Genomic DNA, 24,269 nt, shown 5'->3' with positions numbered 1-24,269 from the left:
AAAGTCCGGCGAATAACACCCAGCCTGCGTCGGATCGGGGGATTCACTCGCTGCTGCCATTCTCCGTCGGCTCTCCGGCCTCTCGTTCGCCGGACTTTTATGCCTGCATAATCCGCTGAACGGAATAAACGTCCTTCACCCGCTTGATCTTCTCCACGACGGCATGCAGATGATCGATATTGCGGATAAGAATCGTCATATGAATCATCGCCATCTTGTTCTTGTCCGAGCGGCCGGATACCGCCGACAGCACCGTTTTCGTTTCCGAAACGGCCTGCAGCACTTCATTCAACAGTCCCCTGCGGTCATGGCCTGTAATCTCAATCTCGACATTGTAGTTGGCTTCGACCTGTTCAGCCCATTCCACATCAATGACGCGGTTGCCTTCATCACTGCACTCCGGCGAAGGGATATTCGTACAATCGGCCCGGTGCACGGAAACTCCGCGTCCACGGGTTATATAGCCGATGATGGCGTCGCCCGGCACAGGGTTGCAGCAGCGGGCGAACCGGACGAGCAGGTTGTCGACTCCTTTGACCCGTACGCCGTTCGTCGGCCGTCCCTTGCGTTCCTTGTCGATCGAAGGAGCCTTCATCTCCTTCACCTCGGAAGTCAGCTGCATCGCCTGCTGCTGTGCTTCCTCCGCTTCCTTCCGCACCTTCTCCGTAAGTCTGGTCACGATCTGCGCAGCCGTAATGCCCGAGAAGCCGACGGCGGACAGCATGTCCTCCACTTCATTGAAGTTGAACTTCTTGGCGACCTCCATCATCTCGTCGTCCTTCATCATCTGGGAAGGCTCGTACCCGAGGCGCTTCAGCTCGCGTTCGATCATTTCATGGCCCTTGACGACGTTCTCTTCACGGCGTTCTTTCTTGAACCACTGCCTGATCTTCGTCCGCGCGTGCGACGACTGGGCAATCTTGACCCAGTCCTGGCTAGGGCCGTAGGAATGCTTGGACGTCAAAATTTCGACGATATCTCCGGTGCTCAGCTTGTAATCCAGCGGAACGATACGTCCGTTAATCTTCGCCCCGATCGTCCGGTTGCCGACCTCCGTATGGATACGGTATGCAAAATCAAGCGGCACCGACCCGGCCGGGAGTTCGATCACTTCGCCCTTGGGCGTAAACACAAATACAAGATCGGAGAAGAAGTCCATCTTCAGCGACTCGACAAATTCGGAGGCATCCTCAGCTTCATTCTGCAGCTCGAGAATTTCCCGGATGAACTGCATCTTGTCCTCGTAGCTGCCGGACGGGACATTCGTGCCGTCTTTATAAGCCCAATGCGCGGCAACCCCGTATTCCGACGTGCGATGCATCTCAAATGTACGGATCTGCACCTCTAGCGGCTCGCCCTTCGGCCCGATCACGGTCGTATGCAGCGACTGGTACATATTCGGCTTCGGCATGGCTATATAATCTTTGAACCGGCCCGGCATCGGCTTCCACAACGTGTGGATGATGCCCAGCGTGGCATAGCAATCCCGGATATTGTCCACGATAATCCGCAGCGCCAGCAGATCGTAGATTTCATTAAACTGCTTGCTGCGCGCGGTCATTTTCTTATATATGCTGTAAATATGCTTCGGCCTGCCTGAAATATCGCCCTCGATGCCCATCTCGCTCAGCTTGTCGCGGACGTTATGAATGACATCGTTGATGTACTGCTCCCGCTCGGTGCGCTTCTTCTGCATCAGATTGACGATCCGGTAATACTGCTGCGGGTTCAGATAGCGCAGAGCGATATCCTCCATCTCCCACTTGATCGCCGAAATCCCGAGACGGTGAGCGATCGGACAGAAAATCTCCAGCGTTTCGTCCGCAATCCGGCGCTGAGCCTCCTCGGATTGATGCTTCAGCGTGCGCATATTGTGCAGCCGGTCGGCGAGCTTGATCAAAATAACGCGTATATCTTGAGCCATAGCAACGAACATTTTGCGGTAGTTTTCGTTCTGATGCTCTTCTTTGCTTTTGAATTTGATCTTCTCCAGCTTGGTCAAGCCATCCACAATCATCGCACAGGTCGCCCCGAACTTGTCCCGTACGGACTCGAGCGAAACCGTCGTATCTTCCACGACATCGTGCAGAAGCGCAGCGATGATACTGATGGTATCCATCTGCATATTGACCAGAATCTCCGCTACGGCGAGCGGATGCAGAATATACGGTTCGCCAGACTTGCGCACCTGACCATAATGGGCTTGATCGGCAAATTCATAGGCTTCCCGAATACGCGCGAGATCCTGCTCTTTGATATATGTGGATGCCTTCTCAAGAAGCTGCTCTATCCCCATGGGTCTATCCATTCCCTTAATAACGATTTTAATCCATTATGCCCTTGAACTATGCCCTGCGTCAAGAATTTGCGGGACAAACCGACATATTGCGGCAAATATGCGGCAGATGACATTCCGCTCAGCCGTTTGCGAAACGCCCTCCCCCGCTTTAGCCCGCTACCAGAGCTCCAGCGCCGCCTTCACGATTCGTCTGCGTTCCTCCACATACCGGCGGATGACATCCCGTTCGCCTTCGAATTCGGCAAAGGTCCATTTCCGCTTCGCATCGCGTCGGACATGCTCCCGGATCGAGTCGTGCATCTCATGGGCCGCCGACATGATCCGTTCGGTCGTGAAGGCGGTTCGCAGCAGGCTGCGAAGCCTGCGCTTGTAAGCCGCACGAAGCTCCGGCACGCCGAGCAGCTTGCCCGTCAGCTCATTGTAGCCCTCGAGGCGGACAAGGTCGCTGCCGCACAGCTTGCCGTAGCAGTTGCGCCCCCAGCTCCCTTCGTAGTCCCACGGAATCATCCGGTACTTGTCCCGGGCGCCTGTCCTCGTCCTGCCGCTGTATAGCGCATAGTTATGCACGAACCCGTCGTAATTGCCGGTCAGCACCGCTCCGGCCAGCCAGCGCATATAGTTATCCGTATCCAGCAGCTGTCTGATGCTCCGGGCTTTCCCCGGGCGAGCGGCGCCGATGCGGCGGATAAACAAGGCCAGCTTGCGGCTGTCCGCTCCGGTCCCAAGCTTGCGCTGGTACCCGCTCAGCAGAGAAGTTTTCCGCCTGCCCGCCTCCGTCCGCAAACTGAAATTCGCGCGATCGTCCACCGCGTAGAACAGCGCCTTCGCCTTCAATCCTCTGCTGCGGAAAAACGCCCGGTTCACCCCCTCGATCTCCAAATAAACGCCCAGCGGCTCCCCGTTCATCACGAGCAGGCAATGCCGGGCTTTCGGGCTGGGCACTCCGATGCGATCGAAGAAGCTGAGCGAGAGCCTGTTCCGCAGCAAGGACGGGTCTTCGTATTCCGCATTGAAATGTCGGGTTCGCGCTCCAGCCCGCACTTCAAAAGACCGTTTGGGATAGGCGCGCGTGTGTCCTCCGCGATAACGGAGCCGGATAGGCATCCGCTTAGCGCCCTCATTCATTTCGGCTGCGACAAACCGGTCGCTCCAGAGATTTTGCTTCAACTGGTTGAGCTGACTTTCCACGATCACAATATGTCTTTGCGGGATATGTGCCATGTCCCGCCGCCCCTTCCATCCTCTCGCAAGATTTGGTCTCCGCCAATCGGATGACGGCTGCCAATCGTGCTATGAGGGCCGCCTTCCGGGCGAGCACCGCGCTTGGTCCATCTCCGCCACTCCCACCTTATGCGCGAATTCTCCATCGGCGACGGCTGCAGCCCTCCGCTTCTCCCCAGGCTGCCCAGCCTCGCTGCGGGCAGTTGGTCGTTCGCGGATGTTGCCGCACCGCTGGATGATTGACCATACCGCAGGGACGAGGAGGTCATATACATAGAGTACGGGTTGATCCCCTGGAGCGAAGCCGATACCTTTCTGCTTGGAGTCAGGGGAGGCCGCTGCTTGCTGACGAAGCCTCAGGGCGCGGAAGGCAGTTGGCCACAGACCCTGGAAAGGAGCACATCCAATGGCTAGCAGCAAGAAGCTTACTAAGGTGAATCGTCCGCGGGTGGCAAGCCTGACGGGAGAATCCGAGCATGCCTCTCATCAAAGCGGACAGACAGGACATCGCTCCTCCTCGCTTGCCCATCGTTCGCCAGGCCATGCGCAGCGCAACGGCCAGCTTGCCCACCGTTCAGGCAGCGGGGAGCAGATGCTCTCCTTCGGGGAACAAGGCCTATGGCCTATGCAGCAGCCAGGCTTGCCGGAAACCTTGCCGCTCCCTGCAGTCGTTCAGCCGGAGGAGGATTGTCCGCCGGAGCCGCCCGGCCATAGAGGCGGGACAGGCGGCGGCGGTTCGAAGCCGCGGCATCGCCGTCATCCCAAAGGGTGCAGGCGGATCTGCCGCTGCGTGAAGCCAGCGGGCTCACGGACGAAGAGACGTACCGGCGCGGCAACGAGGCGAACCGGTACAGGTACAGGCAGCGGAACGGCAAGAAGGAGGACGGGTGGCGCGACAGGCGCACATCGAGGCTGCGGCTGTGCGCCCAGACGCATAGGCTTGCGCCCAGGCTGTAAAAGATGCGGCTTCTCGCCTCTCCGAGGTCTAAGTCCGCTGGGCAGACGCAGCTGCGGATGCCGCAGAAGCAAGTCCAGATAAGAAGTTCCCGGGATAGGCGAAATGCACAAAGAACCGTCAGGCTTCCTAGCGCCGAACGGTTCTTTGTGTTGAAAACCTTGATGGGCTTGCAGCAAAAGGCTTAATATTTCACCAGAGAGAGCACCTCGACGCCGTCCAGCTTATCCCGGCCGTTTAACTCCGCCAGCTCGATCAGAAAAGCTGCGCCAATGACTTCGCCGCCGAGCTGCCTGACCAGGTTGATCGAAGTGGCGATCGTGCCTCCGGTAGCGAGCAGATCGTCGGCAATCAGCACTTTCTGACCCGGAGAGATCGCATCGGCGTGCATGGCCAGCTTGTCATTGCCGTATTCCAGGGCGTAGTCAGCTTCGATGGTTTCCCCAGGCAGCTTACCGCTTTTCCGGATCGGAATAAAGCCCACGCCAAGCGCCACAGCCAGTGGAGCCCCGATGACAAAGCCGCGGGCTTCAGGTCCGGCGATGCAATCGATATGCTTGTCCTTCAAGCGTTCCGCAAGATCGGCAATGACCGCGCGGTACGCCTCGCCGTCCTTCAACAAGGTGGTAATATCTTTGAAGCTGATGCCGGGCTGAGGGAAATCGGCAATTTCCCGAATATAAGATTTGTACTCCATGAAGTAATCTCCTCCAAATTAAGTTGCCTTCCATTGTTGCCTGCCAAACTCAGGCGAATCGCTCCAATAGCTCCTTGGCCGAGGAGTACAGCAGAGTTTGTTCAACTTCCGGCCGCCTCATTCTGGCTTGATACAGCGAGGACGTCGACAGCTCGCGCTTCGCGGCGGCCGGGACGAGCTTGTAGCCTCCTCCGGGCGTCCTGGCGGCAATCCCCAGCTCGGCAAATACCTCCAGCATAAAGCTGACCAAGGAAGGCGATAAGCCGGTGCGATTGGCTACGGTCTGACAGAAGCCTGCGCCGGCAGCGTCCTCGCCCGTCTTCTCCAGCATGGCGACGGCCCCGTAGACGGACTTGAACATATCCCGCCCCGGCATTATCCCGGCTTGGCGGTCATTCTCCGTTTCCCCAAACACGGCATAATAACGTCTTACAGAGCGGGCCAGCTCGGACAATGCCTCGATCTGCTCCAGTTTGTCCGGGACGTTGAAGACGATAATATCCTCCGCTTCGGACAGCGCCGACGAGCGAGCTTGTTCCGTATGCGGGTGAATGTCCAGATGAATGTCCATTGTCCAGATCGCCGTCTCCGCTGCGAAGGGCCTTAGCGCGGGGGGCGGTATACGGCCGAAGACGACAATGGCGGGAGGCGTCTTGCTGCCCGCTTCGCCCGGAGGCTTGCGCTTGCATTTATCCAGCAGCTCGGCAACCCTGCGCTCGGGCTTGGTCGCTCCGCGCCAGTCGAACAGCTGGACCTCGCCAATACGCAGGTCCTGGATCAACAGCTGGGGCCGGCGGATTCCGTTCCATTCGTTGACGGACAACTCGCCCAGCACATCAACTTTCGCCGACGGAGAGATCCACTCCGAGAGCGCCCCCTTGCCGAAGCCGATCGCCTCGATGCTCGCGCCTTGATCCGTTAGCGTCAGCTTCAGATGATTCCTCTCCTTGCCGATCGTCCTCATCTCGCCGAGGTTAAGGCCGGTAAGCATGATACGAGGGACGGGATTGCCCATGCCGAACGGCCCGAGCTGTTCCAGCTGTTGAATATTTTCGAGCGTAAGCTCCTCCGCCGCACAGATCAGATCGGCCTCAATCTTGGGGATCAAGTCCTCGGGACCGAGCCACTGGCGGGCCAGCTCGTTCAGCTGCTTCGCGAGCTCCGGCAGCGAGCCTCTCTCCACCGTCATCCCTGCAGCCATCTGATGTCCGCCGAAATGATCGAGCAACCCATGACAATGCGTCAAAGCCTGGTACAGGTCAAAACCCGGAATGGACCGTGCCGAGCCTTTGGCCATGCCCGTCTCCTTGTCGATGCCAAGCACAATCGTCGGGCGATAATACCGCTCTACCATCTTGGAAGCTACGATTCCGATAACGCCTACATTCCAATCCTCCTGCGCAAGCACAAGAACGTGGGGCGGGTCGCCCTTGTCGTCTTTCAGCTGCTCGGCCATGCCTGCGGCTTCCCGGGTCATATCGTCGACAATCCGCTGACGCTCCTTGTTCAGCGCGTCCAGGCTGTCCGCCAGCTGGTTGGCTTCCTGCTCATTGTCCGTCGTCAGCAGCTTGACAGCCGCATCCGCGCTCAGCAGCCGGCCGCTCGCATTAATTCTCGGCGCCAGGGCAAACCCGATATGCGTCGAATTGACTTCCTTCACGGCAACGCCGGCTACCTCCAGCAGCGCGCGGATACCCGCGTTCGTCGTGCCGCGCATCCGCTCGATTCCCCGCTTGACCATGACCCGGTTCTCGCCCGACAAATGCATCAGGTCGGCGATCGTGCCGATCGCCACATATTCCAGCAGCTCATCCGGCCAGCGGCCCAGCAGCGCGTGCGCCAGCTTGAAGGCAACCCCTACGCCGGCCAAATGCTTGAACGGATACGGGCAGTTCGGCTTCTTCGGATTAACGAGCGCGCAGGCTTCGGGAAGCTGTTCAGGCGGCTCGTGATGATCCGTCACTACGACATCAATGCCCAGCGAAGAGGCGTAAGCTATCTGTTCCACAGCGCTAATGCCTGTGTCGACGGTCACGATCAGGCTTACGCCTTGTTCCTTGGCGGCGTCGATGGCCCCGATATGCAGCCCATAGCCTTCCTGCACACGATGAGGAATATAATAGTCGAACCGGCAGCCAAGCTGACCCAGCAAGCTGACCATAAGCGAGGTGCTGCTTACGCCATCGGCATCATAATCGCCGTAAATCCGGATTTTCTCGTCAGTTTCAATTGCCCGGCGGATGCGCGCCACCGCCTGCTCCATGCCGTCCAAAAGGAACGGATCATGTGCCTGATCCGTTCCTCCGTGTAAAAATTCAGCCGCAAGCCCGACATCCGTAAATCCCCGAACCGCGAGCAAGCGCGACAGCAACGGAGAGACGTTTAATTCCTTCTCAAGCACCTGGGCCTGGGCCTCGCATTCTTCCGCTTGGCCGACGGTCCATCTTGCTTTTCCTTGCAGCATCCGGTAAAGCCTCCTTATGAATTGCCCTTCTGTCAATGAAGCAGCGTAGGCATGTCATCATGCTCCACATTCCCATGCTTGTACGGATAGCCGGGATCATAGGGAAACACCTGCACCATGACATCGGTCACGTGAATAAATCGCTTCATCAAAACCTGCTTGACCGTCTTGGCAATCTCATGTCCTTCATATATCGTGATCCGCGGGTTCACGCTTATTTTCACGTCGACCCGGACATAATGTCCTTCTTCCTTGGCCTGCAGATCGTCGATCGAGATGACCCCCTTAATGCGCTGGACCGTTTCCAGCAGATCCTGGGCATCCTCCTGATGCAGCGTTCTCGGCTGAGTGCGCTGCGCTCCGCTCAATAAAAGACGGTAGCTTCTCCCCATGACGGAAGCCGCAATAATGATACCCGCCAACGGATCAAGCATGTACAAGGCGGGAAGACCTGCGTAGCTGGCAGCCCACGAGCCCGAGATGCCGATACAGGCTGCGAGCGATGCGAGCAAATCGCCTCGCCGTCCAAGAGTCGCCGGGGAAATCTGCGATCCGCCCGTTTGGGAAGCGACCCGCCGCTGATACTGGGCCCATAATTCCTGTACGATGATGGAGCTTACGATAATGATAAGTGCGGTCATTCTCGGGGGATGCTCGACCCCCTGCAGGATCGACTTGACCGCTGTGACAGCGATTTCGACGCTGCCCACCATAAACAGTACGGCCAGCAAAATCGTCGCCACCGGGCTCAACCCGGACTTCGAGATGGGGGAAGCCTCCCGGGAAGATGCGGTTCGACCTTCGTTCATGGCGGCTATCGCGCCTACGGCATGAGCCCCCGTATATAGAGCGTCGGCCAGCAGCGCCTTGCTTTGCGCCGCCAATCCGAACACTCCTTTCACCACCGCCAATGCCAGTTGAAACCCGATTCCCGTCCAGGCGCCTGCCGCCTGCTTGTACCTATCCTCAGTCATGGAGCCACTCCTCTATGAAAAGTGATATCCGCCCAGCGGTGAAAAAGAGAGAAGCCGCCGCATATGGGTTGACGCGACGGCAAGAGTATGTTTGCTTACGCAGCGGCCTTTTTCTTCGAACCCAGCGCTTTGTTTTTCAATTCGTACCAGAGCGGACCTGCAATACAAATGGATGAATAAGCGCCGCTGGTCAAACCGATGATTTTCGCAAGCGCGAACAGCTTGATAGCCGGGCTGCCGAAAATCAGCAGACACACCGCTGCGATCAGAACAGTAATAACTGTATTGATATTCCGTTTCATGGTTTGCCAGATGCTGTCATGCAGCATATTGGACAAATCCTCCGTCGTTTTCAGTCTGGCAAAACGGAGATTTTCCCGGACCCGGTCGAAAATAACGATCTTATCGTTGATGGAATACCCGATCGTAGTCAGAATCGCCGCCATAAACGGAAGATTGACCTCCATCCGGAAGATGGCGAAGAAGCTGATGACGACAAAGGCGTCATGAAGGATCGCGATAATGGAAGCGAGCGCAAAGCGCCACTCAAAACGGATCGTCACATAAAGCGCTATCGCTACGCTCGCCACCCCGATAGCCAGCAGCGCCTTGTTCTGCTGCTCGATCGCCATGTCCGGGGTCACCGTATTCACTTCCTGGGAGACAGTGTCGCCATACGCTGCGATAAAGCCTTGCTTGACCTTCAGGACGGTAGCATCGTCCAGAATGTCACCGAAGCGAACCGACAGTCTTGTCCCATTTTCGCCGCCCAGCGTAATCGTCTCCGGCTCCGCGCCGCTTGCCTTCAGCAGCTCCTCGGCCTTGGCCTTGTCGAAGGACTGTGATGCCGAGATGTCCATCGACGTCCCTGCGCGGAAGTCAACCCCGTAGTTCAGACCTTTCCAGGACAGCATAATTATGCCGAGCAAGCAGATAATCAGAGATACGGCATAAAAGTATTTCCGGTGCTTGACGAAATCGAAATAGTTTTTAAAGTAATCATGGGTATTGGTTACATGTTTGGTTTTAGAGTGCACTTATTTCCGACTCCTTTACGCCAAAGTAAGAAGGCTTCTTGAATACATTGGCGCGAATCAGCAGGATAAGCAATAGCCGCGCGAAGAAAATGTTGGTTACGATACTGAGCGCAATACTTAGCATATTGGTCAGCGCAAAGCCCCGGATCGCGCCGTTCCCGATGTAGAAGAGCACCGCACCGCAAATGATGTTGGTGATGTTCGCATCCATAATCGTACGGAACGAATGCTTGGAGCCCGCCTTGAGCGACGACAGAATGCTCTTGCCGCTGCGGATCTCCTCCTTGATGCGTTCTGCTGTAATAATGTTGGCGTCAACCGCCATCCCGACCCCGAGAATAAAGGCGGCAATACCCGGCAGCGTCAGCGTGGCATTGACCAGCTCGAAGACGAGCAGCAGCAGCCAGGCATACGTGATGATGGAAATCGCTGCGACCAGTCCCGGAATCCGGTAGAAGAACAGCATAAACAGCAAAATAAGGACGGAGCCGATCAGCCCGGCCTTTACCGTCTGATGGAGCGATAACAAGCCCAGCGTAGCGCCCACGCTCTGCGTATATTTTTCCGTCAGCTTGAGCGGCAGCGCTCCGAGATTGATCGTATCGGCCAGCTTCTTCGCTTCATCGTACGTGAAATTGCCCGTTATCGTCGCCTTGCCGTCCGGCAGCACCTCTTGAATCCTCGGCGCCGACAGCAGGGTCTCATCCAGATAGATGGCCAGAGGTTGTCCGAGCAGCTTTTCCGTCACCTTGCGGAACTTCTCTTTATCCTTTACTTCGATAGCGATCATCGCGCGATTCGTCTGATCGAACTGTACGGTTGCCGCTCCTTCGACGAAGTCGCTGCCGAGCATTTCCTTGGTCCCGTCCGGCCCGCGGAATGTGAGCTCCGCCGGTTCTTTAATGACCTTCCGAACTTCCTCTTCATTGCTAACCCCCGGGAATTTCACACGGATGCGATCCGTTCCCTCTGTCGTGACTTCCGGTTCTGTGACCCCCAGCGAGTTGGCACGCTTCTCCAGACTGATAGCCGTCTGGGTGAGCGAATCCTTGTTCACCGTCTTGCCGGCTTCGATAGGCTCCGCCACGTACAAAATTTCGAAACCGCCTTTCAAGTCGAGACCCAGCTTGACGTTTTTGACCAGCTCAGGGCTCGACAGCCCGATCGAAGTAAATACGATCAGGATGATCGCTAGAAAAGCAACGATGCGTTTGATGTCCATAAGGATCTCCTTCCACACTCAATAGTCCTATTATACCCACCTGCGAAAATCGAGTCAATTTGCCTTTTTGACCCATGAAAACCAGATTATCCGCGGATGCGCGCCTGCCGCTTCTCAAAATTATGCCTTTCTGTATTCCCTCCATTGCATGCTATACGATTTAGAGAAAATTTCCCGCATGCTTCGTTCCGTTCTGTTCTGTAGAAAGTTAAAAATTCCGGCTACGCCAAAAAAAGATACAGCGCCTTCTCATTTTTGAAGGACTGTACCTTTATCTAAAGGGGGAATGTTTCAGCGGCTTCTTACCTGAGGCCGGAGTCCTTGTACGCGCTCATCGCCACCCAGTTCATAAAAGAAGTTACTTTAAGCGACAAAATATCATTCACGATCCGGTGGAGCGCAGGAAGCCCTTGCTTGCGGTATTTATCGCTGACGCACTCCCATACTTCCGAGCCCGTCACATATTCGTAGCCCAGCATGTGGAATTCCTGAGCCTTGCTTGTACAAATCTCTTCAATCATCATGCTCAGCTCTTCGCCGCTCATCACGGGCTCTTCTTCCTCTGCGTCGTGCTGCTCGTCTTCCCGCCCTGAGCCGGCCTCCAGCACGAAAACGGCGGCTGCCGCGGCCGCGGCAGCCTCAGCATGTCCTGCAGTCCCGGCCTCCGAACCGTCCTCGCCATCGTCCGTCTCGCCTTCGCCGCCCGCTCCGTCCCTATCCTCTTCACCGTCTTGTGACGCAGCCTCGCTCTCTTGAACCGGGAATTCAGGGAAACCCGCATCCGGCTCCGCCGCATAAAAACGCTCCATATAAGGAATCTCGGCTTGCGAGTCCGCCGGCTTATCCGGCAAAGCATGGTCCCGTATCTGATCTGCATCCGCTGCCGTCAACGAGACAGCCTCCTCGCGATCTTCCGTCTGAATCAACCTGTCCGTGTCGTGCTGATCATCCGTCTGATGCAATCCGTCAGTCCGATGCGAAGCCTCCGTCTGAAACAACTCACCCGCTTCGTGGCGGTCATTCGTCTGATGCAATCCCTCTGCCTGATGCGGCTCTTCGGTTTCCTGCAGCTCGCAGTCCTCATGCTTCCCGGCTGCCGCTTCCGCCGCTCCAAGGTCTGCTTCATGCCCCGGATCTTCATCTGCCGACCGCCGCGGCGCCCCCATCTGTTTGCCGTCGTCCCCCATGCGTTATCCCTCCCGATGCGAAGCCGTTCTGTGCTTGTGCTGTATGTATTCGCTGCTGAGCGCGAATCTCCTGCTTGGCGGCCAAGCAGGGCTTGTATAAAAATGTGTGCATGCTGTCCCACTGGTCCCGCATATCCATTACTATACTCCAGCCGTGAGAAAAGAGGTTATCCCCTTGACCAAACAAACCTTCATCAAAGGAACAATGATTCTTCTCGCCGCCGGTATTATCAATCGCATCCTGGGCTTTATTCCGCGCATGGCCCTTCCCCGGGTTATCGGAGCGGAAGGGATCGGCTTATATCAGATGGGCTGGCCGTTTCTCGTCGTTATTCTAACGGTCGTCACGGGCGGCATTCCCGTTGCGGTGGCCAAGCTGGTCGCGGCGGCCGAGGCGGAAGGCAACGAAGCGCGTGTCCGGAGCATATTCCGCATCGCCCTTACGCTCGCCGGCACCCTGGGGCTTGCGTTCACCGGGATTATCCTGTTCGGCGCGCGGTGGATCACCGACCATCTGTTCACCGATCCTCGGGTGTATTACACCTTTTTATGCATGACGCCCATCGTTCCTTTGGTGGCCGTATCCTCGGTGTACAGAGGTTATTTCCAGGGTAGGCAGAACATGATCCCGACAGCGCTCTCCCAAGTCACGGAGACGCTTGTACGGATCGTCACGGTGCTTGCTTTCGCTTACATGATGCTTCCTTACGGCATCTCTTATGCCGCGGCGGGAGCCATGGTCGGCGTGCTGGCCGGAGAGATCGCGGCGATGCTTGTGCTGCTGCTGTTGTACAAGCGTGACTTCAAGCAGCAAAAGCCTGCAGCTTCCTTATCGGCCGCGCAGACAAGCAGCAAGCGAAAGCCCGCCTTCGGAGGTCCCTCCAACTTCAAGCAGCTGCTGCGGCTTGCTCTCCCCGTGACCGGCAGCAAGCTGGTGGGCTCCGGCTCTTATTTTCTCGAATCGATCCTGATCGTGCAAAGTCTGGCCGCCGCCGGCGTCGCAACCGCCATGGCTACCGCCCAGTACGGAGCGCTGCAAGGAATGGTGATTCCCGTTCTGATGCTGCCCAGCGCGCTCACTTATTCGCTTGCCGTCTCCTTGATCCCTTCGCTTTCCGAAGCCGCGGCCAAAGGAGATATGAAAACCATCCATATGAGACTCCACCAGTCGCTCCGGCTGGCGCTTGTGACCGGCGCCCCGTTCTCCATCCTCATGTATGTGCTGGCCGAGCCGATCTGCACTTATATGTATGCCCAGCCAGAGGTAGGCGCCATGCTGCGTCTGATGGCTCCAGCAGCTTTGTTTATTTACCTGCAGGCTCCTCTTCAGGCGGCGCTTCAAGCGCTGGATAAGCCGGGGGCCGCGCTGATCAACACGCTTATCGGCTCTGCGGTCAAGCTGTCTTTGATCTATTGGCTGGCAAGCCGTCCCGAATTCGGCATTTTGGGGGCTATCGTCGCCATCACGGTCAACATTATGCTTGTCACCATCCTGCATGGATACAGCGTAGCCAGACTGCTGCAGTTCAAGATGTCGGGACTTGACTTCGTAAAGGCCGGTATCAGTATGGCCGGCGCAGGTCTCGTCAGCGCGCTGCTTATGAAGTCGCCCTGGATTGAAGACGGCTTGAGCCGTTTTCTGGCCGCGTGCGCAGCCGGCTTTATGCTCTATTTGGTTTTGGCCCTGCTGACACGGCTGATCGACCGCCAAGACTTCTTCCGGATTTTGTGGCTGAGCAAAAAATTTGTGAAGTAGCCCGCCGGCCGCTTACCGGTTTTTATCGATAAACCATTTGCCCCGATGATCGACCGAACAGAAAAAAACATCCTTGAAGTCCTTGATTCCTCTGGCCCGCAGCTCCTTTTTCAGCCAAAACCGGGTTTGGCCAAGCTTGCTCAAGCTCTCCTCCTGCACTATGCCGTCCATAATCAGCGGAAGCGGCAGCCCTTCGTACCGGAAGGCCCGCTTCGGCTCAGACGAATCGCTTCCATTCGAGGCTGCAGGCGTTTCTTTGGGCTTGACCGTCAGCTTGCCCGACGTTTCCAGGATAGCGAACTCCACATCGGCCGGATTCATGACTTTATTTTCCCTCAGCTGAAGAAGCAGATCGTCCAGGTTGTACCGCTGCCGGGCCATCTCCTTGCGGTTGAGCTTGCCGTTTTCGATCAACGGAGCCTCCCGGCCTTCGATCCAGCGGCGAATTTTTTCATTTTTCAGCGAGACATAGGCGATCAGAATTTGTACGGCGACCAGCGTGACCATCGGCAGAAGCCCCTCGATCATCGGCTTGCCGACGTCCTCAAGCACGAACACGGCGATTTCCGCGATCATGATGGAGATGACCAGATCGAATATCGACAGCTTGCCGATTTCCCGCTTGCCCATGATGCGCATCGTCAAAAACACGATGATATAAACCAGGATCGTTCGCAAGAACAAAGTCCACAGCTCCATGAGACATGCCTCCCGCCTGTCGGTTTATTCACGTATTCTGGCCTTGGCCGGGATTCGGCATTCGGGTGAAATGTTGGTAACCGGACTTGTACTATTCCCGCAGGCAAGCCCATACAATGAAACATGATGATATGGAGGAGGTTCCCGGTCCTATGAGTCGTTCGCCGCTTTTATCCGGCTTGATGCTTTCCGCCGGCGTCGCGCTTATCGGTACGCTGCTCGCTTCGCTTCTCATGCTCGGCACCGGCTTGTCTGAAAATTCCTGGCTTGCGGTCACCCTGATCATCCACGGGCTTGCTTTGACAGCGGGAGGATTCGTAACCGGCAAGCGCAGCGAATCCAAAGGCTGGTACCGCGGCGGCTTGCTTGGCATTATGTATACCTTTGTCGTCTGGCTGATCGGCTTCCTGGCCTATGACAGCAGCATAACCCGCGAGCTGATGATGATCGCCGGGCTTGCGCTTGCAGCCGGAGCATTCGGAGGGATGGTAGGCGTCAATGTCAAGAAATAACCCGCCGCCCACATCGAATAAGCTGCCGGCTCAAATACCGAAGCGGATACGCGGCGGAGCATCCGGCCCTATACGCAGAGAAGACCTGTACCTGCGGAAATTCGCAGATACAGGTCTTCTCTTTGGCAAGCCGGCCGAAGCGCCGGTCAGCGCAGTTATTCTGAAGAGGATTGAACCGCATTGATGGCGGAGCGTTCGAAGGTGAGCTTGGTCACGTCGTTGACTCTCAGGATGACCGTATCGTCCGTCAACTCGAGAATAGTGCCGTGAAGGCCGCCGATCGTAGTGACCTTGTCCCCCTTCTTCAGGTTGCCCAGCATCATGTTCCGCGTCTTCTGACGCTTCTGCTGCGGACGGATCAACAAGAAATACAAAACCACGAACATAAGAACGAGCGGCCCGTAGGTCATCAAATAACTTTCGATGCCGGCCGGAGCCTGTTCTGCCGTTGCCAAAAACATAAACGATTCCTCCCTTTTTGAATAACAGCTCTATATAATGGTTGATTAGAACCCTTTGCTATGCTCGTCAATCCCGTAGCGGGCGAAAAACTCATCCCGGAAATCAAGCAGCCTGTCCTCGCGGATCGCTTGACGCACGCCGCGCATCAGCTCAAGCAGGAAGTGCAAATTATGGTAAGTGGTCAGCCGGATGCCGAACGTCTCATCCGCCTTGATCAGATGCCGGATATACGCACGCGAATAGTTGCGGCATGTATAGCAGCTGCAAGCCGGGTCGAGCGGACCGAAGTCCTCCGCATACTTGGCATTGCGCACCACCAGTCGTCCTTCGCTCGTCATCACGGTGCCGTTGCGCGCGATCCGGGTCGGCAGCACGCAGTCGAACATATCGACCCCGCGGATCGATCCCTCGACAAGCGCATCCGGCGATCCGACGCCCATCAGGTATCTCGGCTTGTTCGCCGGAAGCAGCGGAACGGTGTAGTCCAGCACTTCCAGCATCAGCGGCTTCGGCTCGCCGACGCTCAATCCTCCAATAGCATACCCCGGGAAATCCATGGAAGTCAACTCGGCCGCGCTCTGCTTGCGCAAATCCTCGTACATCCCTCCTTGGACGATAGCGAACAGTCCCTGATCGTGCTTGCGGCTATGAGCTTCGAGGCAGCGTGCCGCCCAGCGCGTCGTTCTCTCCAGCGATTGCTTCGCGTAGGCATGGTCTGCCGGATAAGGAGGACATTCGTCGAACGCCATAATAATATCGGACCCAAGCGCATTTTGTATTTCGATCGACTTCTCGGGCGAAATAAACAGCTTGTCCCCGTTCAAGTGAGAGCGGAACTGCACGCCCTCCTCGGTAATTTTCCTCATCTCGCTAAGCGAAAACACCTGGAAGCCGCCGCTGTCCGTCAAAATCGGCCTGTCCCAATTCATGAACTTATGCAGCCCGCCCGCGCGCTTGACGATGTCATGACCCGGACGGAGAAACAGATGATACGTATTGCTCAAAATAATATGGGCGTCCATCTGCTTGAGCTCTTCCGGACTCATCGTCTTCACGGTCGCCTGCGTGCCTACGGGCATGAAAGCAGGGGTTTCTATCGTGCCGTGCGGCGTATGCACTAGCCCTAGTCTTGCGCCGGACTGCTTGCAGGTTTTAATAGGTTCGTAAGTAATAGCCATTCGGGGTCACTTCCTTTAATAGATAAACATGGCGTCGCCAAAGCTGAAAAACCGGTATTCCCGCTCGACGGCTTCCTTATAGGCAGCCAGCACCCGCTCGCGGCCAGCCAGCGCGCTGATAAGCATCATCAGCGTGGACTTGGGCAGATGAAAATTCGTAAGCAGCGCATCCACGATACGGTACCGATAGCCGGGATAGATGAAAATGCCCGTCCATCCGCTGCCCGCCTCCAGTGTGCCGTCCTCCCGCGCCGCTGTTTCCAGCGTACGCGCGCTTGTCGTTCCGACCGCGACCACACGGCCGCCCCTGGCTCTCGCCTCATTGATTTTCCGCGCCGTCTCCGGGGTTACTTCATAATATTCCTCGTGCATGTCATGCTCTTCGATCGTATCCGCGGCGACGGGACGAAAGGTCCCAAGCCCCACATGCAGCGTAACATACGCTAATTGTATACCTTTTTGTTCCAGCCTATGCAGGTATTCCTCCGTAAAATGAAGCCCTGCCGTCGGGGCCGCCGCCGAGCCTTGATGCTTGGCGTATACGGTCTGGTAGCGTTCTCTCTCCGGCAGCTGCTCCTTGATATAAGGAGGCAGCGGCATATGGCCCAGCCGGTCCAAAATTTCATTGAAAATGCCTTCATACGAGAAGCGGAGCACGCGCGTTCCCATCTCGCCTTCCGATTCCACAGTCGCCGTCAGCAGCGGTTCTTTCCCGCCGTCCTGCCCGTCATCGGAATTTCCGCCAAATTGTATACGGGCTCCGGCCCGCAGCCGCTTGCCCGGACGAACAAGCGCTTCCCAGGCATCGCCTTCCAGCTGCTTTAACAGCAGCACCTCGGCTTTTGCCCCCGTATCCGGCTTCACGCCAAAGAGCCGGGCTGGAATTACCCTCGTGTCATTGAGCACGAGCACATCCCCGGCTTGCAAATATTGCTCCAGCTGCTCGAACCCATGATGCCCGATCTCCCCGGTGCGCTTATCCAGCGTCAGCAGCCGGGACGCTGTGCGGTTTGCCAGCGGCGTCTGGGCGATCAAGGATTCAGGGAGCTCGTAGTCAAACAAATCGACTTGCATGGATTGTTCTCATTCCCTTGGTTTATATAGTTCGCCTCAGCGCGCGTCAGGCCCGCAGAAGAGCCCGCCGCGCGTCACATGGCGACGGATCATGGCGCTGACTTGGTCAATGCAACGCCCGTGTAATAGGTTTTCAGTATATACGTGTAATCATGGCCGAGCTCGGCTAATCCTTTGGCGCCCCACTGGCTCATGCCAAGCCCGTGGCCGAATCCGCTGCCAGTGAACACAAACTGCGGCTTGACCGATACGGCTTTCACCGTTCCGTCTCCGCTCAAGGCGAAAAACTGCTCCGGCTTATAAGCCTGAACGGCCCCCGAGCCGCCGGCGACATACAAAGGCTGGCCCGAGCTCCCGTCGCGGGATGCTCCTCCGGCTCCTTGTATAGTATAGCGTCCCCATTCCTCAATTTCAAACCGGGTGCTCGGCAATCCGCCAAGAAGAGACCGCAGCGCATCCGGATAAGACGACTTGACTGCTTCTCCGTTGACGGATACCTCCAGCGCTCTTCCCGACGGTCCCCGCTTGGAGACTTCCAGGCTGCGTACCCCGCCGGCTGCGCTTGCAGGGAGCGAGCCTCCGAGCAACTCCTTCAGCTTGGCTGCGTCATAAGGTCCGCGTATCCAGGAGTATGCATTTGACTCCATCGTCTCGCCGATAACGACATAACGGCTGCCGGCCTCGGTCTTGGCTATCGCCGGGTTGGCCGTATTATCGACGTAGGGAGCCGAGCGGATGTTGACATCAGCCGCGTTCGCTTCGTAGATAGGGAATCCGGCCGCATTTTTCTGTCCGGTATCCTTGGCATAATCCGAATGAATATAACCGATGGCGCCGCTCGGGAGCACGATCCGGTACCAAAGCTTCTTGCCGTTCTGCGCGCCCTCATCGGGAGAGGGTACGCTAACCAGATAAGGTACGGGATTGCCCCATACTTCCGTGGAATCGGCCGTCAGTCCGCCTGCATTCGAGAAAAACAAAGGATCGATCAGCGCTCCTTTATAGGTCAGCACCTCGCCCCTGGTCGCGTCCACAGCCTGCTGAGCGGCGGGAAATTCAGCCTCGATGCCTTTATAGAACTGATCCAGCGTCGTATCGCTTACATGAGCGATCTCATATTTATTGCCCTGCTTGCCTACAAAGGTGCGGGCGGCGACCGCCTGCGCCTTCAAGGCTTCGATTGGCCACGAGGGGCTCAGCTCCGACCCGAGCACCGCATACAAATAAGAATCCATCGGCACTTCGTTAATGACAGCCAGCTTCCCGCCAAATGCCGACACCTCGATGCCGCCGCGGTAGGAACGGCCGGACCGCTCCGCGACCTTAACGCCCCCGCCTGCTCCGTTCGCCGGAAGGCTCCACAGCTTGGCGTCCCCTCCGGCGATCAAGGCGGCTGCGGCTTGCAAGCCCTGCTCGCCAGGGATAAGCTCCGACCTTTTCAGTACATAGGCCTGACCCGGAGCCACGTCTGACAGCTGTACGGCCGGCAAAGCCGCAGCTATCTTCGTGCGAAGCGAAGCCAGTCCGGCTTCATCCGCTTCTGCGCCGACGAATGCGGCAAAGCCGCCGGCCGTCACCGCCACATCGGCCTCGAAGCCTGCCTGCACGAGCGCCGCCGTCTGAGCGGCAGCCTCGGCCTCTGTAGCAAACATACCCGCATTCAGATGGCGGGGACCAAGCACCGCCCCTCCCTGGACGCCCTTCGCCGCTGCATCGGCGGCCGCCTGGTTGGCATAGGGGCCTTGATAAACCGTATACTGCTGTTTCCCCTGCTTGACTCTCGCTATAATTCCTGCATGCGTCCCCGCGGCTTTCAGCGTCTGGAGCTTGGCGGATGCGGCAGCCGAATCCGGGGTTACGAGCGCTTGTATATAGAAGCCGTCCAGGTAAGCCCGGACGGCTTCCTTGCCCTGGGCGGCATGAACGGGCTTCAGGCCGGACGCCTCGCGCAGGGCTACCGTCAGCCCGGACTCCGACGATAAAGTAACGGCGGATGCGCGGCTCGTGTAACGTCCTGTCTCGATAAATAATGCGACCCGGACGTTATCTGCAGGCTGCCGGGTTTCCGTAACAGCGGCAGCGTCCTTGATCGCTCCGCCACCCGGATTCGGGGCAGCCTCCGCCGCATATCCGGTCCCTGCCGGCCATGCGCCCGCGCTAAGCGCCGTCAGCACGGCGGTACAAACCGCCATATTCAGACTGAATTTATAACTTGATGTCTTCACTTGTATTCTCCTTCCCGGTTGACTTCAAGCCGGTTGAGTTAGTTCCGATTGCTGCCGTCTACGAACGCTTGGGCATGGGCAGACCCAGATGCCGGCAGGCGTTCTCAGTCACCATCCGCCCCCGCGGCGTCCGCTGCAGGAATCCGATCTGGAGCAAATAAGGCTCGTATACGTCTTCGATAGTCTGGCTCTCTTCCCCGATGGAGGCAGCGATCGTATCCAGGCCGACCGGCCCTCCCTGAAAGCTAAGGATGATCGCACGCAGCATCTTGTGGTCAATCTCATCGAGACCCATCGGATCGACCTGCAGGCTGGTCAGCGCCATGTTCGTAATCTCGCGGGTAATAATCCCGTCGCCCTTCACCTGGGCGAAATCCCGCACCCGCTTGAGCAGCCGGTTGGCGATACGCGGCGTGCCGCGAGACCGCAAGCCGATCTCGTAAGCGGCGTCTCCGATGATCTGCGCCTGCAGCAGATCGGCCGTCCGGCTGACGATATAGGACAGCTCGTCCACCGTATAGTACTCAAGCCGGCTCACAACGCCGAATCGGTCGCGGAGCGGAGCTGACAACAGCCCGACTCTTGTCGTCGCCCCGACCAGCGTGAACGGCGGCAGATCGAGCCGCACCGAGCGCGCGCTCGGCCCTTTGCCGATCATAATATCCAGCGCATAATCCTCCATCGCCGGATACAGCACCTCCTCCACCGTACGGTGGAGACGATGAATCTCATCGATGAACAACACATCGCCTTCCTGCAGGTTCGTCAGAATCGCAGCCAGATCACCAGGCCGCTCGATCGCCGGACCGCTTGTTGTCCGCAGGTTGACGCCAAGCTCATTGGCTATGATGTTGGACAGCGTCGTTTTGCCCAGCCCCGGAGGGCCGTAGAGCAGGACATGATCCAACGCTTCCTTGCGCATCTTCGCCGCTTCTATATAAATCTTGAGATTTTCCTTAGCTTGAGCCTGCCCGATATATTCGGCCAAATACCGCGGACGCAAGCTGAACTCCGCTATCTCGTCTTCCATCATCAGATTGGCCGAAATAATTCGTTCTTCCATGGGCGGATCTCTCCTTTCCTTATACTGGCATGCACGCTTCCCCTTGCCTGCGGACGGGACGCGGCTGCCCGTGCTGCGGCAGCCTCCTCCGCGTGATAGAGAAGCTCGGCCTTCTATGCCTCTCCCTGCTCGCGTGGCTCTCTGCCTCTAATTTTTAAAGGTGAACAAAGCCTGCAAAGCAAGCTTCATCACCACGTCGGTCGTCTGAAGTCCCGTCAGCTTCGGCTGAATAGCAGCGCCCGCCCGGTCGGCCTCCGCTTCCGTGTAACCGAGCGCCAGCAGCGCAGCCTTCGCCTCCGCCCAGGCCGTATCGTCGGACGGCATGTCGATCGGGATGCCCGTCGCCATAAAGTTCTCCCCTTCTACCGCCGCTGCATAGGCTCCAAGCTTATCCTTCAAGTCCAGCACCATACGCTGCGCCGTCTTCTTACCTATCCCGGGCAGCTTGGTCAGGAAGGATAAATTCTCCTGCCGGATCGCCGATACGATCGTCTCCGGACGACCGCCCGCCATCACGCCGACAGCCACCTTCGGGCCGATCCCGCTCACATCCAGCAGCAGCCGGAACAGCGACTGCTCCTCTCTCGTACGGAAGCCGAACAGCAGATGAGCATCCTCCCGCACATGATAGTGGATGTACATCGTCACCTCGGCTTCTTTCCCATCCTTGGCCCCCACCGCATAAGGGTTCGGCGTAAACACGCGATAGCCGACCCCCCGGACGTCCAGCACAACATATTCGCTCTCCCGATGAGCTACCGTTCCCCGCAAAAAATCGATCATCTTCTCGTAACTCCGTTCAGTTTGGATTGGAGCGCCGACGAATGCGCATGGCAGATTGCCACGGCCAGCGCATCGGCGACATCGTCCGGCTTCGGGACGGCCGACAGGTGCAGGAACATTTTGACCATCTCCTGCACCTGCTTCTTCTCCGCCTTGCCGTAGCCGACGATAGCCTGCTTAACCTGCAGCGGCGTGTATTCCGCTATCGGCAGCCCCTTCTGCACAGCGGCCAGCATCAGCACGCCGCGCGCCTGACTGACGGTCATCGCCGTCGTCACATTGCGATTGAAAAACAGCTTTTCGATGGCCACCGCATCCGGCTTGTACTTGTCAATAAGCTGCACCAGTGCATCGAATACCTGCTTCAGCCTCAGCCCGTCATCCGTGTGCGCTTCCGTCTGGATAGAACCGTACTGCACCGGCACCAGCTTATGTCCCTGCTTATCGATAAATCCGAAACCGACAATCGCGATCCCCGGATCAATGCCTAAAATACGCAATTCCCCGCAACTCCCCCGTACGTTCCCAAGCCTTGCGCCGCAGCCGGCGGCAGAAGGCGAACATATGTATTCACTTGTCATTATAGCAGAAACCTCGGGCGATGAACACGCGAAAGTACGCCGGCGGACGGCAAACAGCCCGCATAGGGATCGAACGCTTAAGTTCGTTATCCCAATGCGGGCTGCTGCCGCCGCTGATCTGCGGATGGCTGTGCGGACCGTCTCTATGGCTGGTTCGTCTGCCCCATCGTCTTCTCCGTTTCCTCCACTGCAAAATCGCTGAGTGTGGAGAGCACGCTGTTGTAGTCATCCAGATCGCGGATGCGTATCCCCTGGTACAGCTGGCGCACGGTTTCTCTGGGCAGGCTGCTTTCCAAATGTCCGATGTTCAATTGAAAAAATGTGCGCAGCACATTTTCGGAACCGGAGCCCGGTATCCCCTCGAACATCGACAGATTGCCTTTTGCGTCCAGACCGAAATAGGCATGCTCCTTGCAATCCGGCGACAGGTCGTCGATCGATTCCGTGAAGAAGACGGTTCCTCCTTCGCTCAGGCTGACGACCAGAGAAGGATGCTCTTTGTAATAAGCCAAAATTTCTTCGGCGCTCAGCATGCCGATTCTTAGAGTCTCTTCGCCGCAGACATAAGTCTTGCGCGAGAACGCCTCCCGCTCGCCTTCCATTCCCCGGATGAGGCTGCGCACCTCCTCCTCCGGCTGCTTGGCTTCAGCTGGCGTATGGCTGAATACCGCTTGACTTCGCTGCTGCAGCCATGTTCGCGTGTCGTCCGTCGTTCCCGGCGTCCGGGTCGCCCATGCCCATGCCGCAAGGGAGCCGAGCAGCAGCGCCAGCGTCGCAAGGTACAGCAGCCTTCGCTTCAGACGCAGCTTGCGTTTCCATTGTCTTCTCAGATGATTCCACCATTTGTAGAGCTTCATCAGCAATCCCCTCTTTATCTGCTCCAATGTTTTTACTATTTTTGCCATGGGTGTCGACGTTTATACGGAAACTGTGTATACTTGGACATATGGATTCATTGCAGCAGGGAAGGATGTTGACGAACCGATGCAGTCTCTTATAAAAGAAGTATGGGCATGGACCCGTTCCATCGCCGCGGCCTTTATTTTAACGATCCTAATCGGCATGTTTATTTTCCAGCCGACCAAGGTGCTGGGTCATTCCATGGACCCGACGCTTCACGACCAGCAGCGCATTTATGTATCTAAGCTATCCCACACTTTCCGGTACGCGCCGGACTACGGAGACATTGTCATTATCGACAGCCGGGTGGACCGCCCCCGGACACTGAAGGACGATTTGCTCGAGCACCCGCTGCTTCGCTTGATCAGCGGAGTGGATGACCCGAATATGTATGTGAAACGGGTGATCGGCAAGCCCGGCGATGTGCTGGAGATGAAAAATCAGCAGATGTACCGCAACGGGCAGCCTTTGGACGAGCCTTATCTGAACGAGCAAATGCAAACTTCCGCCCCCCAGACATGGACCGTTCCGGAGGATCACGTATTCGTGATGGGCGACAATCGCAACCATAGCAAAGACAGCCGCGCGATCGGCTTCATCCCATACAATCATGTGCTCGGCATCAAATTCTAGACTGCGATGCAGTCTTGCCGCCCACCGAATGTTCAAACAAGCCGACTCGCCTGGTATGACGCCGGGGCGGGTCGGCTTGTTTGGTTAGGCAAGTCCGCGAACCAAAGGCCGCTATAGCTTGATGGACAAGGAGCGAACATTAACCTAGCGGCCACTCCGACTTTGATTCCGTCTTATGTTCGACTTCGAACTTTGTAAGTTTTTTCGTACAACCATGATCCATTAGCGATGCGGCTACATCTATTTGTACGATTTTTTCTGTGAAAATACGTTAAACAGATGAGTGTGCGATTTTCTGTTTTTAGGCAATACAATGCCCGGGATCTCCATTTCAATGAGTCCATGTT

General features: G+C 57.1%; 21 protein-coding genes. 4 read left to right on the top strand and 17 right to left on the bottom strand.

Annotation, left to right across the window (positions count from 1 at the left end):
• Window positions 1-97: 97 nt before the first annotated feature.
• Together BLR08_RS29350 and BLR08_RS29345 are read right to left on the bottom strand one after the other, a co-directional pair.
• Window positions 98-2,296, bottom strand: coding sequence for a RelA/SpoT family protein (locus tag BLR08_RS29350; RefSeq protein ID WP_072338126.1), 2,199 nt, complete (start codon window positions 2,294-2,296; stop codon window positions 98-100).
• A 159-nt stretch (window positions 2,297-2,455) separates the two neighbouring features.
• Window positions 2,456-3,520, bottom strand: coding sequence for a CotH kinase family protein (locus BLR08_RS29345; RefSeq protein WP_072338125.1), 1,065 nt, complete (start codon window positions 3,518-3,520; stop codon window positions 2,456-2,458).
• Window positions 3,521-3,926: 406 nt separating this feature from the next.
• On the opposite strand from BLR08_RS29345, the gene BLR08_RS31350 reads away from it, so the two are divergent.
• Window positions 3,927-4,559, top strand: coding sequence for a hypothetical protein (locus tag BLR08_RS31350; RefSeq protein ID WP_143151570.1), 633 nt, complete (start codon window positions 3,927-3,929; stop codon window positions 4,557-4,559).
• Window positions 4,560-4,659: 100 nt separating this feature from the next.
• Here BLR08_RS31350 and BLR08_RS29335 read toward each other — a convergent pair whose 3' ends face one another.
• The 6 genes from BLR08_RS29335 to BLR08_RS32215 all read right to left on the bottom strand — a co-directional run bounded on the left by BLR08_RS29335 (window position 4,660) and on the right by BLR08_RS32215 (window position 12,056).
• A complete protein-coding gene (locus tag BLR08_RS29335; protein ID WP_072338123.1) occupies window positions 4,660-5,172 on the bottom strand; it encodes an adenine phosphoribosyltransferase in 513 nt (170 codons plus the stop codon).
• 49 nt (window positions 5,173-5,221) lie between these two features.
• On the bottom strand, window positions 5,222-7,636 hold the full coding sequence (gene recJ, locus BLR08_RS29330; protein WP_072338122.1) for a single-stranded-DNA-specific exonuclease RecJ: 2,415 nt from the start codon (window positions 7,634-7,636) through the stop codon (window positions 5,222-5,224).
• 32 nt (window positions 7,637-7,668) lie between these two features.
• On the bottom strand, window positions 7,669-8,610 hold the full coding sequence (locus tag BLR08_RS29325; protein WP_072338121.1) for a cation diffusion facilitator family transporter: 942 nt from the start codon (window positions 8,608-8,610) through the stop codon (window positions 7,669-7,671).
• 95 nt (window positions 8,611-8,705) lie between these two features.
• Complete coding sequence (gene secF / locus BLR08_RS29320) at window positions 8,706-9,647, bottom strand: protein translocase subunit SecF (protein WP_072338120.1); 942 nt, start codon at window positions 9,645-9,647, stop codon at window positions 8,706-8,708.
• Entirely contained in the window at window positions 9,637-10,869 is a 1,233-nt protein-coding gene (gene secD, locus BLR08_RS29315) for a protein translocase subunit SecD (RefSeq protein ID WP_072338119.1), read from the bottom strand. Before secD ends, secF begins: the two co-directional genes overlap by 11 nt.
• Window positions 10,870-11,171: 302 nt before the next feature.
• Window positions 11,172-12,056, bottom strand: coding sequence for a post-transcriptional regulator (locus tag BLR08_RS32215; protein ID WP_371117864.1), 885 nt, complete (start codon window positions 12,054-12,056; stop codon window positions 11,172-11,174).
• Between the two features lie 175 nt (window positions 12,057-12,231).
• Between BLR08_RS32215 and spoVB the strand changes: the two genes are divergently transcribed.
• A complete protein-coding gene (gene spoVB, locus BLR08_RS29305; protein ID WP_072338118.1) occupies window positions 12,232-13,812 on the top strand; it encodes a stage V sporulation protein B in 1,581 nt (526 codons plus the stop codon).
• Window positions 13,813-13,824: 12 nt separating this feature from the next.
• On the opposite strand, the gene BLR08_RS29300 is transcribed toward spoVB, so the two are convergent.
• Entirely contained in the window at window positions 13,825-14,511 is a 687-nt protein-coding gene (locus BLR08_RS29300) for a DUF421 domain-containing protein (protein ID WP_072338117.1), read from the bottom strand.
• 152 nt (window positions 14,512-14,663) lie between these two features.
• On the opposite strand from BLR08_RS29300, the gene BLR08_RS29295 reads away from it, so the two are divergent.
• Window positions 14,664-15,023 (top strand): TIGR04086 family membrane protein, encoded by a 360-nt coding sequence (locus tag BLR08_RS29295; RefSeq protein WP_083537568.1) that lies wholly within the window; start codon window positions 14,664-14,666, stop codon window positions 15,021-15,023.
• Window positions 15,024-15,178: 155 nt separating this feature from the next.
• On the opposite strand, the gene yajC is transcribed toward BLR08_RS29295, so the two are convergent.
• The 8 genes from yajC to BLR08_RS29255 all read right to left on the bottom strand — a co-directional run bounded on the left by yajC (window position 15,179) and on the right by BLR08_RS29255 (window position 23,246).
• Entirely contained in the window at window positions 15,179-15,484 is a 306-nt protein-coding gene (gene yajC, locus BLR08_RS29290) for a preprotein translocase subunit YajC (RefSeq protein WP_072338116.1), read from the bottom strand.
• A gap of 45 nt (window positions 15,485-15,529) precedes the next feature.
• Window positions 15,530-16,663: a tRNA guanosine(34) transglycosylase Tgt gene (gene tgt, locus BLR08_RS29285; protein WP_072338115.1), complete on the bottom strand. Its 1,134-nt coding sequence runs from the start codon at window positions 16,661-16,663 to the stop codon at window positions 15,530-15,532.
• A gap of 15 nt (window positions 16,664-16,678) precedes the next feature.
• Window positions 16,679-17,737 carry a tRNA preQ1(34) S-adenosylmethionine ribosyltransferase-isomerase QueA gene (queA, locus tag BLR08_RS29280; protein WP_072338114.1) on the bottom strand — a complete coding sequence of 353 codons (1,059 nt, stop codon included), beginning with the start codon at window positions 17,735-17,737 and terminating at the stop codon, window positions 16,679-16,681.
• Window positions 17,738-17,826: 89 nt separating this feature from the next.
• Window positions 17,827-19,962, bottom strand: a complete 2,136-nt coding sequence (locus BLR08_RS29275; protein WP_176835631.1) for a SpoIID/LytB domain-containing protein — start codon at window positions 19,960-19,962, stop codon at window positions 17,827-17,829.
• Window positions 19,963-20,020: 58 nt separating this feature from the next.
• Window positions 20,021-21,025 carry a Holliday junction branch migration DNA helicase RuvB gene (gene ruvB / locus BLR08_RS29270; RefSeq protein WP_072338113.1) on the bottom strand — a complete coding sequence of 335 codons (1,005 nt, stop codon included), beginning with the start codon at window positions 21,023-21,025 and terminating at the stop codon, window positions 20,021-20,023.
• 147 nt (window positions 21,026-21,172) lie between these two features.
• Window positions 21,173-21,808 carry a Holliday junction branch migration protein RuvA gene (gene ruvA / locus BLR08_RS29265; protein ID WP_072338112.1) on the bottom strand — a complete coding sequence of 212 codons (636 nt, stop codon included), beginning with the start codon at window positions 21,806-21,808 and terminating at the stop codon, window positions 21,173-21,175.
• Complete coding sequence (ruvC, locus tag BLR08_RS29260) at window positions 21,805-22,308, bottom strand: crossover junction endodeoxyribonuclease RuvC (protein ID WP_072338111.1); 504 nt, start codon at window positions 22,306-22,308, stop codon at window positions 21,805-21,807. The genes ruvA and ruvC overlap by 4 nt, the downstream gene beginning before the upstream one ends.
• A gap of 224 nt (window positions 22,309-22,532) precedes the next feature.
• Window positions 22,533-23,246: a BofC C-terminal domain-containing protein gene (locus tag BLR08_RS29255; RefSeq protein WP_072338110.1), complete on the bottom strand. Its 714-nt coding sequence runs from the start codon at window positions 23,244-23,246 to the stop codon at window positions 22,533-22,535.
• 127 nt (window positions 23,247-23,373) lie between these two features.
• Between BLR08_RS29255 and lepB the strand changes: the two genes are divergently transcribed.
• Entirely contained in the window at window positions 23,374-23,922 is a 549-nt protein-coding gene (lepB, locus tag BLR08_RS29250) for a signal peptidase I (protein WP_072338109.1), read from the top strand.
• The last annotated feature ends 347 nt before the right edge of the window (window positions 23,923-24,269 follow it).

Source organism: Paenibacillus sp. cl123 (assembly GCF_900101595.1).
GTDB lineage: Bacteria > Bacillota > Bacilli > Paenibacillales > NBRC-103111 > Paenibacillus_G.
This window is presented reverse-complemented; position numbering and strand designations above follow the sequence as displayed.

What these genes read in the sequence shown, in the direction of transcription:
- lepB (WP_072338109.1), top strand. Translation starts at nt 23,374, where the DNA reads ATGCAGTCTCTTATAAAAGAAGTATGGGCATGGACCCGTTCCATCGCC.
- queA (WP_072338114.1), bottom strand. Translation starts at nt 17,737, where the DNA reads ATGCAAGTCGATTTGTTTGACTACGAGCTCCCTGAATCCTTGATCGCC.
- BLR08_RS31350 (WP_143151570.1), top strand. Translation starts at nt 3,927, where the DNA reads ATGGCTAGCAGCAAGAAGCTTACTAAGGTGAATCGTCCGCGGGTGGCA.
- BLR08_RS29255 (WP_072338110.1), bottom strand. Translation starts at nt 23,246, where the DNA reads ATGAAGCTCTACAAATGGTGGAATCATCTGAGAAGACAATGGAAACGC.
- ruvA (WP_072338112.1), bottom strand. Translation starts at nt 21,808, where the DNA reads ATGATCGATTTTTTGCGGGGAACGGTAGCTCATCGGGAGAGCGAATAT.
- BLR08_RS32215 (WP_371117864.1), bottom strand. Translation starts at nt 12,056, where the DNA reads ATGGGGGACGACGGCAAACAGATGGGGGCGCCGCGGCGGTCGGCAGAT.
- BLR08_RS29325 (WP_072338121.1), bottom strand. Translation starts at nt 8,610, where the DNA reads ATGACTGAGGATAGGTACAAGCAGGCGGCAGGCGCCTGGACGGGAATC.
- BLR08_RS29300 (WP_072338117.1), bottom strand. Translation starts at nt 14,511, where the DNA reads ATGGAGCTGTGGACTTTGTTCTTGCGAACGATCCTGGTTTATATCATC.
- recJ (WP_072338122.1), bottom strand. Translation starts at nt 7,636, where the DNA reads ATGCTGCAAGGAAAAGCAAGATGGACCGTCGGCCAAGCGGAAGAATGC.
- BLR08_RS29335 (WP_072338123.1), bottom strand. Translation starts at nt 5,172, where the DNA reads ATGGAGTACAAATCTTATATTCGGGAAATTGCCGATTTCCCTCAGCCC.
- secD (WP_072338119.1), bottom strand. Translation starts at nt 10,869, where the DNA reads ATGGACATCAAACGCATCGTTGCTTTTCTAGCGATCATCCTGATCGTA.
- yajC (WP_072338116.1), bottom strand. Translation starts at nt 15,484, where the DNA reads ATGTTTTTGGCAACGGCAGAACAGGCTCCGGCCGGCATCGAAAGTTAT.
- ruvB (WP_072338113.1), bottom strand. Translation starts at nt 21,025, where the DNA reads ATGGAAGAACGAATTATTTCGGCCAATCTGATGATGGAAGACGAGATA.
- tgt (WP_072338115.1), bottom strand. Translation starts at nt 16,663, where the DNA reads ATGGCTATTACTTACGAACCTATTAAAACCTGCAAGCAGTCCGGCGCA.
- BLR08_RS29295 (WP_083537568.1), top strand. Translation starts at nt 14,664, where the DNA reads ATGAGTCGTTCGCCGCTTTTATCCGGCTTGATGCTTTCCGCCGGCGTC.
- BLR08_RS29345 (WP_072338125.1), bottom strand. Translation starts at nt 3,520, where the DNA reads ATGGCACATATCCCGCAAAGACATATTGTGATCGTGGAAAGTCAGCTC.
- BLR08_RS29350 (WP_072338126.1), bottom strand. Translation starts at nt 2,296, where the DNA reads ATGGGGATAGAGCAGCTTCTTGAGAAGGCATCCACATATATCAAAGAG.